We start from the raw sequence: 14,889 nt of genomic DNA on the forward strand, positions 1-14,889 counted from the left end.
GTTAGGGCGCGGCTGGTAAGAGAGCCTTATAGGCGCATCAGAAAAACCTCCGGCTATGCCGGAGGATATTTATTATCTTAGTTGCTGGTATCCAGCTCTTCGAAGTTTTTCACCAGATCATCAATCGCTTTGATCTGTTTCAGGAACGGCTCCAGTTTATCCAGCGGCAGCGCGGACGGGCCGTCGCATTTCGCATTGGTTGGATCCGGGTGCGCTTCGATGAACAGACCGGCCAGGCCAGTCGCCATACCTGCACGTGCCAGCTCGGCAACCTGGGCACGACGGCCGCCAGATGCTGCGCCAAACGGGTCGCGGCACTGCAGCGCGTGGGTGACGTCGAAAATAACCGGAGAGTTACCAGTCACATTTTTCATCACGCTAAAGCCGAGCATATCAACAACCAGGTTGTCGTAACCGAAATTGCTGCCACGGTCACACAGGATCACTTTATCGTTGCCGCCTTCATGGAATTTATCCACGATGTTACCCATCTGACCAGGGCTTACGAACTGCGGTTTTTTCACGTTAATGACGGCACCGGTTTTCGCCATGGCTTCAACCAGGTCGGTCTGGCGCGCCAGGAATGCCGGCAGCTGAATCACGTCAACCACGTCAGCAACAGGCTGCGCCTGGCTGGCTTCGTGAACGTCGGTGATCACTTTCACGCCGAAAGTCTGTTTCAGCTCCTGGAAAATTTTCATCCCTTCTTCCAGGCCCGGTCCACGATAAGACTTGATGGAGGAACGGTTGGCTTTGTCAAAAGAGGCTTTGAACACGTACGGAATACCCAGTTTCTGGGTAACAGTCACGTAGTGCTCACAAATGCGCATGGCGAGGTCGCGAGATTCCAGCACGTTCATGCCGCCAAAGAGAACAAACGGCAGATCGTTTGCGACATTGATATCGCCAATGCTAACCACTTTTTGTTTCATACAATTCCCTTATCAAGAGTGAGTCGATTCATTCAGATTTAGTGCAGTGTAATTTGTTTGTGCGAAATGGTGTTAATTTGCGCACGGATCATCTCGCTGATCGGATCCTCAGGACACTGCTCGACGAAGTAGCTCAGATCGTTCAGCGCAACGTGATCGCAATCAAGCTGCGCATAAATTAAACCACGGTCGCGGATCTCATACGGGTCTTCCGGGTTGAACTGCAACAGCGCTTCGCTGGCACGCAGGGCCAGTTCCATTTGTTGCTCTTCCATCAACGCCGATTTCAACGTATCCAGCAGCTTGCGGATCACTTCCGCGTTGTCTGCCTCATCGAGATCTTCATTAAACAGCTCGGCGACCGGGCTGATATTCCCCTTTAGCCAGACTTCCAGCGTGTGCTCGTCCAGCGTGTCGCCGTTAAACGGATTGATCAGCCACATTTCCCCGTCCAGCCACTCCGCACGGAGAATAAGCTGCGTCGGGAAAATAACCGGCATCAGCGGAATATCCAGATGCCCGGCAACCCACAGCAGAATGGCCCCCAGCGACACCGCACTACCCTGGCGGTTTTGCAGCACTTTGTCCAGCCACAGCGCGTCCGACAGGCGGTACACGCCACGGGTATCTTTAAAGCCCCATTCGCCGTAAAACAGCTCAAGAAGTTTTTCCAGCTGCAAGTCCTGCGGTTGAGCCTGACTTATTTCTTCACGCGCCAGACTGATCAGACGCTCAAGTTCGTCGTGCACGAACTGCGAGGGAAAATCATCACGAATCAATTCGGATATCAGGATCATCCCATCGCACAATGGTGCTTTGTTAAATTCGAAATCGGCTAACGACCGCATGTCTTACCCCAGTATCGGTATCTTTGTGGCGGCGAGTTTAATGATGATGTACAGCACCACCAGCCCCAGCAAAAACGCAATAAACCCCGTTTGCTGGCTGCGCGGACGATGTCGCCCCAGCGCAATGAAACCCAAAACGATGTAGATGATAACGCCAAACAGCTTTTCCGTCAGCCATGCGCCATTAGCAGTAAATGGGATATAGCGTGTTACAACGATGAGCCCCAGACCACTGAGCAGTAGCAGCGTGTCTACTGCATGAGGCACAACCCGCACCCAGCGCGCCTGAGCGCGCGGATTACCCGTAAAGCGCCACCAGTAACGCAGCACAAACAGGCTAATGCTCAGCGCCACCGTGGTCAAATGCAGGCTAATCAGAAACGTAAACGCACTCATTCCCTGTTACTCCTGTAACGACAGGCGCCCCAGCGTCAGACGCTCGTTGTCGCCATAGTCCCGGCAGGTTTCCACCTGCACATATCCTTTATCGCTAAACAACGCACGCACCGCTTCACCCTGCTGCCAGCCATGTTCCAGCAATAACCAGCCGCCGGGGCGTAAAAATCGCCTTGATTGTGCGATTATCCACGCCAGGTCCGCAAGTCCTTCTTTTGCCGCAACCAGTGCAGAGCGCGGTTCGAAGCGCACATCGCCCATGGCGAGATGAGGGTCTTGCTCATCAATGTACGGCGGATTGCTGACAATCAGCTCGAACTGCTGCCCCTCCAGCGCGCTAAACCAGTGGCTGGTCAGAACGGTGACGTTCGTTATACCTAAATGCTCCGCGTTACGCTTAGCCAGCGCAACCGCCTCGGGCATCACGTCGACGGCCGTAATCTGGCAGTCCGGGCGTTCGCTCCCCAGCGCCAGCGCGATAGCACCGGTGCCAGTGCCAAGATCGAGGATCCGGCACGGCTGCTTCGCCAGACGGTTCAGCGCCTGTTCCACCAGGCACTCGGTATCCGGGCGTGGGATCAGCGTTGCCGGCGAGACAAACAGCGGCAGCGACCAGAACTCACGGACGCCGACCAGATGCGCGATCGGTTCACCCTGTTCGCGACGGGCCAGCAGGCCATTGAGCTGCGCAAGCTCGCTTTCTGAGAGCTGCGTTTCACCAAAAGCGAGAATATAGGTGCGCGCTTTCCCGGTCACAAAGCCCAGCAAAATCTCCGCATCTCTGCGTGGGCTTTCGCTTTGCGACAGCTGGCTTATCGACTGACGCAACCAGGATTGATAGTCCATTAATCCTGCCCGGCGAGCGCTGCCAGCTGGTCGGCCTGGTATTCCTGAACAATCGGCTCAATCAGCATGTCCAGTTTACCTTCCATCACCTCGTCCAGGCGGTAAACCGTAAGGTTGATGCGGTGGTCGGTCACGCGGCCCTGCGGGAAGTTATAGGTGCGGTTACGATCGCTGCGATCGCCGCTGCCCAGCAGGTTACGACGAGTTGAGGCTTCCGCCTGCTGGCGTTTGGCAATTTCTGCCGCACGAATGCGTGAACCCAACACGGCCAGCGCTTTGGCTTTGTTTTTATGCTGCGAGCGTTCGTCCTGGCACTCCACCACGATACCCGTTGGCAAGTGGGTAATACGGATAGCGGAGTCGGTGGTGTTAACGTGCTGACCACCAGCACCGGATGAACGGAAGGTATCAATACGCAGATCGCCGGGGTTGATATCCGGCAGCTCGGCTTCCGGTAATTCCGGCATCACCGCAACGGTACAAGCAGAGGTATGGATACGCCCCTGTGATTCGGTTGCCGGTACGCGCTGCACGCGATGGCCGCCGGATTCAAATTTCAGACGACCGTAAACCCCGTCACCGCTGACTTTCGCGATGATTTCTTTGTAGCCACCGTGTTCGCCATCGTTGGCGCTCATGATCTCCACGCGCCAGCGACGCGATTCGGCATAACGGGAATACATGCGGAACAGATCACCCGCAAACAGTGCAGCCTCATCACCGCCGGTTCCGGCACGCACTTCAAGGAAGGCACTGCGTTCATCATCAGGATCTTTAGGCAGCAGCAGAATTTGCAGGTGCTGTTCCAGCTGTTCGCTTTTTTCTTTTGCGTCGCGTAACTCTTCCTGCGCCATTTCACGCATTTCCGGGTCATCGAGCATCATTTGTGCGGTTTCGATATCTTCCTGAATCTGTTGCCAGTCAGTAAAACAGCGCGATACGTCGCTTAGTTGCGCATACTCCCTGGATAAGGCGCGGAATCGCTCCTGATCGGCGATGGTTTGCGCGTCACCCAACAGCGCCTGAACTTCTTCATGACGCTCGTGTAGGGCTTCCAGTTTGGCAACGATAGAAGGCTTCATAGGCGTAAATGCACTCTGTTATTAGAGATTGTTGTGCTACTCCAGCCCGAGGCTGTTGCGCAGAATATGCAGGCGCTCATCATCCCCGTCACGGGCGGCCTGCTGAAGAGATTTGGTTGGTGCGTGGATCAGGCGATTGGTCAGTCTCCAGGCCAGATCTTGCATAATGGCTTGTGCGTCGCCACCCTGTTCAAGGGCGGCCAGCGCTTTGGCAGTCAATTCATCACGAACCAGCTCAGATTGACTGCGATAATCACGAATCGTCTCGCTGGCGCTTTGCGCGCGCAGCCAGGCCATAAATTCGCTCGTTTCCTGCTCGACGATCGTTTCAGCCTGTACTGCCGCCGCTTTACGCTGCGCGAGGTTGTGCTGAATAATGCTTTGCAAATCGTCAACGCTGTACAGATAGGCGTTCGCCACTTTACCCACTTCCGGTTCGACATCGCGCGGAACGGCGATATCCACCAGCAATACCGGCTGGTTACGCCGCGCTTTCATTGCCCGCTCAACCATGCCTTTACCGATGATCGGTAGCGGGCTGGCGGTAGAACTGATGACAATATCGGCATCCTTCAGACGTGAATCAATATCGCTGAGGGAAATCACTTCTGCCCCCACTTCGTCCGCCAGAACCTGTGCGCGTTCGCGGGTGCGGTTAGCGATGATCATCTTCTGCACTTTATGCTCACGCAGATGACGCGCCACCAGCTCGATGGTTTCCCCCGCACCGACCAGCATCACGGTGACCGAAGAGAGTGATTCAAAGATTTGCCGGGCCAGCGTACAGGCGGCAAACGCAACGGAGACCGCGCTGGCGCCAATGTCCGTTTCCGTGCGCACGCGTTTGGCGACAGAAAACGACTTCTGGAACATGCGTTCGAGTTCACTGGCTTTCAGGTGACCGCGATTAGAATCGGCAAAAGCCTTTTTCACCTGGCCGAGGATCTGCGGTTCGCCCAGTACCAGCGAGTCCAGCCCGCTCGCCACGCGCATTAAATGGCTGACGGCGTCGTTATCCTGGTGCCAGTAAAGGCTATTGCGCAGTTCTTCTTCGCTGATCTGGTGGTAATCACACAACCAGCGAATCAGTGATTCATGAAGGTTATCCCGCTCTTCAACGCTTAAATAAAGTTCGGTACGGTTACACGTCGACAACACCACACCGCCCTGCACCATCGGCTGCGCCAGCAGGCTATCCAACGCCTGGTCAAGCGTATCCGGCGAAAACGTAATACGTTCTCGCAACGAAACGGGGGCCGTTTTGTGGTTAATGCCGAGCGCTAAAAGGGTCATGTGAGCGGGAATAGTACCAACGTTGATAAGGTTAGACTGTGCGCATCATACAGGATGAGCGGGGTCAATAAAAGAGAGCGCCCCCTTTTGGAGTAATTGGTAATTTAATGATTTAAGACAACTTGAACGTAGACGCTATCCCTGCCCGGCGCTAGCATTAGGAATATTTACTGCAACGCACCTCAAGGATTCGTCATCATTATGACTTTGCCTGATTTTCGCCTCATTCGTTTGCTGCCGCTGGCAAGCCTCGTACTGACTGCCTGTACCCTCAATGCGCCAAAAGGGCCGGGTCAGAGCCCTGATGCCCCTCAGTGGCGTCAGCACCAGCAAGAAGTCAGCAAACTGAACCAGTTCCAGACCCGTGGTGCTTTCGCGTTTATCTCTGATGATCAGAAAGTCTATGCGCGCTTTTTCTGGCAACAGACCGGGCAGGATCGCTATCGCCTGCTGCTAACGAACCCGTTGGGCAGCACAGAACTGGAGCTTAACGCCCAGCCAGGCGCAGTAACGCTTATCGATAACAAAGGCAAACGTTATACCTCAACCGATGCCGAAGAGATGATTGGCAAACTGACCGGGATGCCGATTCCGCTTAACAGCCTGCGCCAGTGGATTCTGGGCCTGCCGGGCGATGCGACCGATTACAAACTTGACGATCAATATCGCCTTAGCGAAGTCAACTACAGCCAGGGCGGCAAGAACTGGAAAGTGGTATATGGCGGCTATGACAGCAATACGCAGCCTGCGCTGCCGTCCAACCTTGAGCTGAGCGATGGCGGTCATCGTATTAAGCTCAAAATGGATAACTGGATTGTGAAATGATGATGAGCTTCCCGGCGCCGGCGAAACTCAATTTGTTTTTGTATATCACCGGGCAACGCGCCGATGGTTATCACGATTTGCAAACCTTGTTTCAATTCCTGGATTACGGTGACACCCTGGGTTTTGAACCGCGCACAGACGGCGTGATTCGTTTATTAACCCCTGTTGAAGGGGTGCCGGATGAAGAGAACCTGATTGTTCGCGCAGCGCGCCTGCTGATGCATGAGGCAGAAAAAACGGGCCGCCTGCCTGCGGGTAGCGGTGCGGATATCCAAATCGACAAACGCCTTCCGATGGGCGGAGGCTTGGGCGGTGGTTCGTCCAATGCCGCCACGGTGCTAGTGGCGCTGAATCATCTGTGGCGCTGCGGGTTAACGGTGGATGAACTGACCGCGCTTGGGCTGAGGCTCGGCGCGGATGTGCCGGTATTCGTTCGGGGGCATGCCGCCTTTGCCGAAGGCGTTGGCGAGGTGCTAACCCCGGTTGAACCCGAAGAAAAATGGTATCTGGTCGCACACCCTGGCGTCAGTATTCCGACTTCCATTATATTTAGCGATCCGGAGCTGCCGAGAAACACGCCAAAGCGGTCAATAGAAACGTTACTAAAATGTGAATTCAGCAACGATTGCGAGGTTATCGCAAGAAAACGTTTTCGTAAGGTTGATGAGGCGCTTACCTGGCTGCTAGAATACGCGCCGTCGCGCCTGACTGGCACAGGAGCCTGTGTTTTTGCTGAATTTGACACAGAGCCTGCTGCTCTTCGGGTGTTAGAGCAAGCCCCGGCATGGTTGCACGGTTTTGTCGCACGAGGTGTAAACCTCTCGCCTCTCGCCAGCACCCTCGCCGGGCAAGCTGAGTACCGGTGACAACGTCACTTGTTCCAGACGTTGCATCGCGCTCTTTAATACACCCCATGGATAGAATCATGTCTAAACCGCACATTTATGACCTATTCTATCCACCACTGGACGCATGCCTGAGGTTCTTCTCGTGCCTGATATGAAGCTTTTTGCTGGTAACGCTACCCCGGAACTAGCACAACGTATTGCCAACCGCCTGTACACTTCTCTCGGCGACGCCGCCGTAGGTCGCTTTAGCGATGGCGAAGTCAGCGTACAAATTAACGAAAATGTACGCGGTGGTGATATTTTCATCATCCAGTCCACTTGTGCTCCAACGAACGACAACCTGATGGAATTGGTTGTAATGGTTGATGCCCTGCGCCGTGCTTCCGCAGGTCGTATCACCGCCGTTATTCCTTACTTTGGCTATGCCCGCCAGGATCGCCGTGTGCGTTCCGCTCGTGTACCTATCACCGCAAAAGTTGTCGCGGATTTCCTCTCCAGCGTAGGCGTTGACCGCGTCCTCACCGTTGACCTGCACGCTGAGCAGATCCAGGGCTTCTTTGATGTGCCGGTTGATAACGTATTCGGTAGCCCGATTCTGCTGGAAGATATGCTGCAACTGAATCTGGACAACCCGATCGTGGTTTCTCCGGACATTGGCGGCGTTGTTCGCGCTCGCGCTATCGCTAAACTGCTCAACGATACCGATATGGCTATCATTGATAAACGTCGCCCGCGTGCGAACGTTTCTCAGGTTATGCATATCATCGGTGACGTCGCAGGCCGTGACTGTGTGCTGGTTGATGACATGATCGATACCGGCGGTACGCTGTGTAAAGCTGCAGAAGCACTGAAAGAGCGTGGTGCGAAACGCGTGTTTGCTTACGCGACTCACCCGATCTTCTCTGGCAATGCGGCAAATAACCTGCGCAATTCCGTTATTGATGAAGTGGTCGTTTGTGACACTATCCCGTTAACGGATGAAATCAAATCGCTGCCAAATGTGCGTACGTTGACACTGTCTGGCATGCTGGCCGAAGCGATTCGTCGCATCAGCAACGAAGAATCCATTTCCGCAATGTTCGAACATTGATTGGAATCGGTACAAAGACCCGCTACGGCGGGTTTTTTTATTCCTGATATTTATTTGTATGACTAATAAATATCAGGCTTACAATTTGTATTATTGATATTTGATCAGGGATGAACCCTCTGTGAAAAGACTCTTTTCTCCACATGTGATGCCATTCAGCGCCATTATCGAAGCCTGCTGGAAGGAAAAATACAGCCTCGCCCGCTTCACGCGCGATCTGATTGCCGGGGTCACCGTCGGCATTATCGCTATTCCACTGGCCATGGCGCTGGCCATTGGCAGCGGGGTTGCGCCGCAATACGGGCTGTATACCGCCGCTGTCGCCGGGATCGTCATCGCATTGACCGGCGGTTCACGCTATAGCGTTTCCGGTCCGACTGCCGCCTTCGTCGTGATTCTCTACCCGGTATCGCAGCAATTTGGCCTGGGCGGCCTGTTGGTGGCGACCCTGATGTCCGGGGTATTCTTGATTCTGTTTGGCCTCGCCCGGTTTGGCCGCCTTATCGAATACATCCCCGTTTCTGTCACGCTGGGCTTTACGTCAGGTATCGGTATCACGATCGGTACCATGCAGATAAAAGATTTCCTCGGGTTGCAGGTTGCCCACATGCCGGAGCACTACCTGCAAAAGGTCGGCGCGCTGGCAATGGCGCTGCCAACCATTAATCCCGGAGATGCCGCTATTGGCGTTGTCACACTCGGCACCTTGATTTTCTGGCCACGGCTGCGTATTCGTCTGCCGGGGCATTTACCGGCCCTGCTTGCCGGTTGTGCCGTGATGGCGGTGGTGAATCTGGCCGGTGGTCATGTAGCGACCATCGGCTCGCAGTTCCACTATGTGCTGGCCGACGGCTCACAGGGCAACGGCATTCCACAGCTGTTGCCGCAGTTGGTGCTGCCCTGGGATATGCCCGGTTCGAATTTCACCCTGAGCTGGGCGTCGCTGCAGGCGCTGCTGCCAGCCGCCTTCTCCATGGCGTTGCTGGGTGCCATTGAATCGTTGCTCTGCGCGGTAGTGCTTGATGGTATGACCGGGACGCGCCATAAGGCCAATAGCGAACTGATCGGCCAGGGGCTGGGGAACATAGTCGCCCCCTTCTTTGGCGGCATTACTGCTACCGCCGCAATTGCCCGTTCGGCGGCTAACGTCCGCGCCGGGGCCTCTTCACCGGTTTCCGCCATCATTCATGCGGTACTGGTGATCCTCGCCCTGCTGGTGCTGGCCCCCCTGCTTTCGTGGCTGCCGCTTTCCGCCATGGCGGCACTGTTGCTGATGGTGGCCTGGAACATGAGTGAAGCGCATAAGGTGGTGAATCTGCTGCGCCGCGCGCCGAAAGACGACATCATCGTGATGCTGATTTGTATGTCACTGACCGTGCTGTTCGATATGGTGATTGCCATTAGCGTCGGTATTGTTCTGGCCTCGCTACTGTTTATGCGCCGTATCGCACGCATGACGCGTCTTGCACCGGTCAATGTCAACGTCGCGGACGACATTCTGGTGTTGCGGGTGATTGGCCCGCTGTTTTTCGCCGCGGCAGACGGGCTGTTTACGGAGCTGGAATCGCGCATTATCGGCAAACGGGTGGTCATCCTGAAATGGGATGCGGTACCGCTGCTTGATGCAGGTGGGCTCGATGCCTTCCAGCGTTTTGTGAATCGCCTGCCGGAAGGCACCGAGTTGCGCGTCAGCAATCTGGAGTTTCAGCCGTTGCGCACCATGGCGCGGGCGGGCATCAAACCCATTGCAGGCCGTCTGTCTTTCTGGCCAAACCGTGACGCCGCCTTAGCGGATTTATGATGCTCCCGACGCACCGTAGCGTTTATGCATCAGGATATCTATCGCCTGTTGCAACCACTGCAGCATATCCGGCGTCACCCAGGTCCCTTTCATAAGATGCGGCTCCTGCTGCATCGAAAGACGAAACTTCTGTTGGGTTTGTGGATCTGTTCCGGCATAAGACTGGAACAGCTCCATCCAGGTGTTCGCCAAAGCCTGTGCCTCGTCCGACTGTGGTGCCAGTCCCTCCTGCAACGCCTGCCTTACGCGCGTCACCAGTGGTGGCCACTCATTCATCCGATCGAAATAATGCGCACGGGTAAATGCCATCTCTTTCGGCGACAAATAGCGCTGCCAGATAGCCAGCTTGCTTTCACCGAAACTGTGGGTAATGAAGTGGATGGTTTCATCGTCAATGCCCGTTTGTTCGCGCATCTGCGGCTCGACAAGATGCATCTCATTGAGGCGGGTTAAAAATTCCGGCCTGCGGGCGGTATCTTCCTCCAGGCGCGTCATCCAGCGCGTGGCCAGATCCATCGCCTTTTGATCGTCAACCGGGCAGCCCTGCGCCATCAGCGCTTTGGCCTCCGCCACCATTTGCGCCCATACGCGATTACGTTCTTCATCCGGCGTGGCAAACGGCAACTCACGCAATTCCTCAGCACTAAACCAACGATCGTACATTTTCGTTAACTCCAGAGTCAGTAACCAGGACTCCAGGTCAGGCTCTTCGCCGCTCTCAATTCCGTGCTTTAGCGTCACCAGGTGCTGGCGCAGCGTCTGGATGGTACGCATTTGTGCATCAAGCATGATGATTTGTTCGTTGAGCAGGACATTGAGCGGACGCGTCTCCCGCGCCAGGTAATCCTTGATTGCTGCCAGCTCCATTCCCGCTTTTGCCAGTACCTGAATCATATGCAGGCGTTTCACATCAGCGAGATTGTATAAGCGATAACCGGCAGCGCTTCGGGTGGAAGGCGTAAGCAGTCCGATATGTTCGTAGTGATGCAGTGTACGGACGGTGATCCCGGCACGACGCGCCAGTTCACCTGCCTGAATTAACATAACGGCTCCTTTTCTTCCCCGTGGTTTGCACTCTCGGGCCTAACGTTACGTAAGGGTCAAGAAAAAAGCCAAAAAAAACGGCTTCCTGAGGAAACCGCTTTCGTCTGGTGTAACGCGTTAGCTATGACCGCGCCCATCGCGACGGCAGCGTTTGTCGTAATGACGTACCCACCAGTATTTGTCGCAGACCTGTTCATGACCACTGACGCGAGCGCCAGCAAGCCAGAGTACCGCGCCCACGAAGATGCTCAATATCGCACCGTGCGCGAAATATTGCGGCAGGTTAAGTTGCGGAAGCTGGTTTAAAATTGAGTAACCCACCCCAACAACCATCACCACTAACCCCAAGCCCATAAGCACATTACCGAGTAACGAAGCGTTTTTGCGTTTCATGGTGTCACCTCCGGAACGATGGGTTGAAAGGGAATAACCCCACTCAAATATTGGGTAAAGTATAGACAGTGGGTGTTCTACTGATTGCGGTTAGGATCACAATTACTCATATTCAGTCCACAAAAGTTTACAAATAAGTCTATGAACTGCTTGTCATTCTAATGATTCATTTGAGTAATCATTATCGTTTTCCCCGTTTCGTCCCGAGAACTTTGTCATAACGCGCTGCACAACGTAAACTACGCGCCAGATATTGACCTGGTCAGGAATAAAAAGTGACGATTAAACTGATTGTCGGGCTGGCAAACCCCGGCGCGGAGTATGCTGCAACGCGCCATAATGCAGGAGCCTGGTATGTCGATCTGCTGGCTGAACGTTTTCGTGCCCCGCTGCGTGAAGAACCAAAGTTTTTTGGTTATTCCTCACGGATTAACCTGGCGGGCGAAGATGTACGTTTGCTGGTCCCCACGACCTTTATGAACCTCAGTGGTAAGGCCGTTGCCGCCATGGCGACCTTCTATCGCATCAACCCGGATGAGATCCTGGTTGCCCACGATGAGCTGGACTTACCGCCAGGCGTGGCGAAGTTTAAATTAGGCGGCGGTCACGGCGGCCACAACGGGCTGAAAGACATTATCAGTAAGCTTGGTAATAACCCCAATTTCCACCGTTTGCGCGTTGGAATCGGTCATCCGGGCGATAAAAACAAAGTTGTCGGTTTCGTGTTGGGTAAACCGCCGGTTTCTGAGCAGAAATTGATTGACGAAGCGGTTGACGAAGCGGCGCGCTGCACGGAAATCTGGCTGAAAGATGGCCTGACAAAAGCGACCAACCGGTTACACGCCTTTAAAGCACAGTAACCCCCGCTGGCTGGCATTTTTGCCACGCGATACAACGGTTACGTGTATAATAGGCAAAGTTATTAACTTTTATACAATCTGTTTTATATAACGGGTTGATTATTCAGAACTTAAGGTAATCACATCATGGGATTCAAATGCGGTATCGTTGGCCTGCCCAACGTAGGTAAATCCACCCTGTTCAACGCGCTCACTAAAGCAGGTATTGAAGCGGCTAACTTCCCGTTCTGTACCATTGAGCCGAACACCGGTGTCGTACCGATGCCCGATCCGCGTCTGGACAAGCTGGCGGAGATCGTCAAGCCGCAGCGCATTCTGCCTACCACGATGGAGTTTGTGGATATCGCCGGTCTGGTAAAAGGCGCATCCAAAGGTGAAGGCCTGGGTAACCAGTTCCTGACCAACATCCGCGAAACCGAAGCCATTGGCCACGTGGTTCGTTGCTTTGAAAACGACAACATCATCCACGTAAATAACAAAGTGGATCCGGCTGACGACATCGAAGTGATTAACACCGAGCTGGCGCTGTCTGACCTGGACACCTGTGAACGCGCCCTGCACCGCGTGCAGAAAAAAGCCAAAGGCGGCGATAAAGACGCGAAGGCTGAACAAGCTGCGCTGGAAAAATGTCTGCCACAGCTGGAAAACGCGGGCATGCTGCGCGCGCTGAAAAACCTGACCGAAGAAGACAAAGCGGCAATCAAATACCTTAGTTTCCTGACGCTCAAACCAACCATGTACATCGCGAACGTCAACGAAGACGGTTTTGAAAACAACCCGTACCTGGATAAAGTGCGCGAAATCGCCGAAGCCGAAGGGTCTGTCGTGGTTGCCGTGTGCGCCGCCGTTGAATCCGATATCGCTGAGCTGGACGATGCTGACCGCGAAGAGTTTATGGCTGAGCTGGGTATTGAAGAGCCGGGCCTGAACCGCGTGATTCGCGCCGGTTACGAGCTGCTGAGCCTGCAGACCTACTTCACCGCTGGTGTGAAAGAAGTGCGTGCATGGACGATTCCTGTTGGCGCAACCGCACCGCAGGCGGCCGGTAAAATCCATACCGACTTCGAAAAAGGCTTTATCCGCGCCCAAACCATCGCCTATGAAGACTTTATCACCTACAAAGGTGAGCAAGGCGCGAAGGAAGCCGGCAAAATGCGCGCAGAAGGCAAAGAGTACATCGTAAAAGATGGCGACGTGATGAACTTCCTGTTCAACGTCTAAATAAAACTTGTTGTCTCGTGAGGTATCATTAACCCTCGTGGGGACCGAAAAACTTATAAAATCCACGCGATTGCGTGGATTTTTCATTATGTTTGCGCTGGGTGAATATCCGACGGTCAAACTTGCCGAAGCTCGCGAAAAATGTGAGCAAGCGAGAAAGCAAGTCGCAGACGGAGTTAGCCCGACACAGGCTCGTCAGTTAGATAAGATCCACAAGGTCAATGACGCTTCTAACACCTTTGAGCTGATTGCCAAAGAGTGGTTGCAGATGAAAGACTGGGCCGAAATTACCAAAACACGCCGACTGGATATGCTTGAACGTGTGGTTTTCCCCGCAATCGGTAAGCTCCCTGTCAGAGAGATCACCCCACACCACATTCTTAAAATTCTTCAGGAAACCGCTAAACGCGGCGCTCCGACTGTTGCTGCTGAAGCCCGACGTACCATTTCATCGGTTTTCGAGTTAGCAGTGGCAACGCTAAGTGCTGACAGCGATCCTTTCTGGCCTGTACGCAAGGCGCTTCCGGCGAATAAGACACAGCACAAACAGGCATTGAATCCACAGCAAATCGGGAAGCTATTAAGCTGTTTTGATAACAGCCGCGGCCCATATCAGGTTAACTATTGCATGTGGCTAATGTGGTGGACGCTGGCGCGACCAGCCGAAGTCACCGAAGCTGAATGGGCAGAATTCGATCTTGATAACGCCCTGTGGACCATTCCGTCAGCGCGAATGAAAACCCGAAGAGAACACGTTATTCCCGTCCCCTTCCAGGCCGTCAACATGCTCAGAACACTACAGGGTTTAACCGGACATCGGCAGCATCTTTTTCCGGGCAGCGATAATCCGCCAGGTCCAATGACATCACACTCTCTGCGTCAGTTACTTAAAAGCCTCGGCTGGAGTGGTACTTATAGCCCACATGCAACCAGAACTACAGGCAGTACATGTTTAAACGAGATGGGCTATAGACCTGACGCTATCGAAGCTCAGCTTGCGCACGCTGATACCAACAATGCTCGCCGCACTTATAACCATGCGACTTATCTTGATGAACGGAAAGTGATGATGCAGGAATGGGCTAATAAGCTTGATGGATGGGTAAGCTGCGCTGACGTTAAGTAAACGGTGATACATTGGTGTTTAAGGATTGATTAATATGGGTATTTATTAATTTATAATTTAAACCTACGATTCTACCTACAGTATATGTAAGCAGTGAATACTAAGTATCCATAGTTTTGGAGGTTTTTGTTCATCACGTATAGCCATATATTTAAAAACCCTGCTGGCCCCTTCCCACTTCATAACCTTCCAAAAAACTTTCTGTGTACCGCGAATTCAGATAATAAGTGCAACGCTCGGACATGATTGTGGAGAGTGTAGGAGGAAGGGTTAACTACCGATAA

General features: G+C 53.8%; 14 protein-coding genes and 1 pseudogene. 7 read left to right on the top strand and 8 right to left on the bottom strand.

Annotated elements, in window-relative coordinates; genetic code table 11:
• Positions 1 to 77: 77 nt before the first annotated feature.
• From kdsA to hemA, 6 genes are read right to left on the bottom strand one after another with little or no spacing between them, the layout of a single operon-like run.
• On the bottom strand, positions 78 to 932 hold the full coding sequence (kdsA, locus tag ACSZPU_RS16665) for a 3-deoxy-8-phosphooctulonate synthase (protein WP_499000979.1): 855 nt from the start codon (positions 930 to 932) through the stop codon (positions 78 to 80).
• Positions 933 to 970: 38 nt separating this feature from the next.
• A complete protein-coding gene (sirB1, locus tag ACSZPU_RS16670; RefSeq protein ID WP_499000982.1) occupies positions 971 to 1,780 on the bottom strand; it encodes an invasion regulator SirB1 in 810 nt (269 codons plus the stop codon).
• A 3-nt stretch (positions 1,781 to 1,783) separates the two neighbouring features.
• Positions 1,784 to 2,176, bottom strand: a complete 393-nt coding sequence (gene sirB2 / locus ACSZPU_RS16675; protein WP_499000985.1) for an invasion regulator SirB2 — start codon at positions 2,174 to 2,176, stop codon at positions 1,784 to 1,786.
• A gap of 6 nt (positions 2,177 to 2,182) precedes the next feature.
• On the bottom strand, positions 2,183 to 3,022 hold the full coding sequence (gene prmC / locus ACSZPU_RS16680) for a peptide chain release factor N(5)-glutamine methyltransferase (protein WP_499000987.1): 840 nt from the start codon (positions 3,020 to 3,022) through the stop codon (positions 2,183 to 2,185).
• Entirely contained in the window at positions 3,022 to 4,104 is a 1,083-nt protein-coding gene (gene prfA, locus ACSZPU_RS16685; RefSeq protein WP_499000990.1) for a peptide chain release factor 1, read from the bottom strand. The genes prmC and prfA overlap by 1 nt, the downstream gene beginning before the upstream one ends.
• Positions 4,105 to 4,140: 36 nt before the next feature.
• Positions 4,141 to 5,397, bottom strand: a complete 1,257-nt coding sequence (gene hemA / locus ACSZPU_RS16690; protein ID WP_499000992.1) for a glutamyl-tRNA reductase — start codon at positions 5,395 to 5,397, stop codon at positions 4,141 to 4,143.
• 201 nt (positions 5,398 to 5,598) lie between these two features.
• Between hemA and lolB the strand changes: the two genes are divergently transcribed.
• The 4 genes from lolB (at position 5,599) to dauA (ending at position 9,961) form a co-directional block, all read left to right on the top strand.
• Positions 5,599 to 6,222 (top strand): lipoprotein insertase outer membrane protein LolB, encoded by a 624-nt coding sequence (gene lolB, locus ACSZPU_RS16695; protein WP_499000995.1) that lies wholly within the window; start codon positions 5,599 to 5,601, stop codon positions 6,220 to 6,222.
• Entirely contained in the window at positions 6,222 to 7,088 is an 867-nt protein-coding gene (ispE, locus tag ACSZPU_RS16700) for a 4-(cytidine 5'-diphospho)-2-C-methyl-D-erythritol kinase (protein WP_499001005.1), read from the top strand. Before lolB ends, ispE begins: the two co-directional genes overlap by 1 nt.
• Positions 7,089 to 7,212: 124 nt before the next feature.
• Positions 7,213 to 8,160: a ribose-phosphate diphosphokinase gene (prs, locus tag ACSZPU_RS16705; RefSeq protein WP_090085106.1), complete on the top strand. Its 948-nt coding sequence runs from the start codon at positions 7,213 to 7,215 to the stop codon at positions 8,158 to 8,160.
• A gap of 121 nt (positions 8,161 to 8,281) precedes the next feature.
• Positions 8,282 to 9,961, top strand: coding sequence for a C4-dicarboxylic acid transporter DauA (dauA, locus tag ACSZPU_RS16710; protein ID WP_499000997.1), 1,680 nt, complete (start codon positions 8,282 to 8,284; stop codon positions 9,959 to 9,961).
• On the opposite strand, the gene ACSZPU_RS16715 is transcribed toward dauA, so the two are convergent.
• Entirely contained in the window at positions 9,956 to 11,005 is a 1,050-nt protein-coding gene (locus tag ACSZPU_RS16715; RefSeq protein WP_499000999.1) for a MerR family transcriptional regulator, read from the bottom strand. The genes dauA and ACSZPU_RS16715 overlap by 6 nt on opposite strands.
• 117 nt (positions 11,006 to 11,122) lie before the next feature.
• A complete protein-coding gene (ychH, locus tag ACSZPU_RS16720) occupies positions 11,123 to 11,398 on the bottom strand; it encodes a stress-induced protein YchH (RefSeq protein ID WP_499001002.1) in 276 nt (91 codons plus the stop codon).
• Between the two features lie 275 nt (positions 11,399 to 11,673).
• On the opposite strand from ychH, the gene pth reads away from it, so the two are divergent.
• The 3 genes and pseudogenes from pth to ACSZPU_RS16735 form a co-directional block, all read left to right on the top strand.
• Positions 11,674 to 12,258, top strand: coding sequence for an aminoacyl-tRNA hydrolase (pth, locus tag ACSZPU_RS16725; RefSeq protein ID WP_090084711.1), 585 nt, complete (start codon positions 11,674 to 11,676; stop codon positions 12,256 to 12,258).
• A 126-nt stretch (positions 12,259 to 12,384) separates the two neighbouring features.
• Positions 12,385 to 13,479 (top strand): redox-regulated ATPase YchF, encoded by a 1,095-nt coding sequence (gene ychF, locus ACSZPU_RS16730; protein ID WP_494242403.1) that lies wholly within the window; start codon positions 12,385 to 12,387, stop codon positions 13,477 to 13,479.
• Between the two features lie 76 nt (positions 13,480 to 13,555).
• Positions 13,556 to 14,605, top strand: a pseudogene (locus ACSZPU_RS16735) (tyrosine-type recombinase/integrase); the annotation flags it as partial.
• Positions 14,606 to 14,889 lie beyond the last annotated feature (284 nt).

This window comes from Phytobacter sp. V69 (assembly GCF_965644215.1).
Taxonomy (GTDB): Bacteria; Pseudomonadota; Gammaproteobacteria; order Enterobacterales; family Enterobacteriaceae; genus Phytobacter.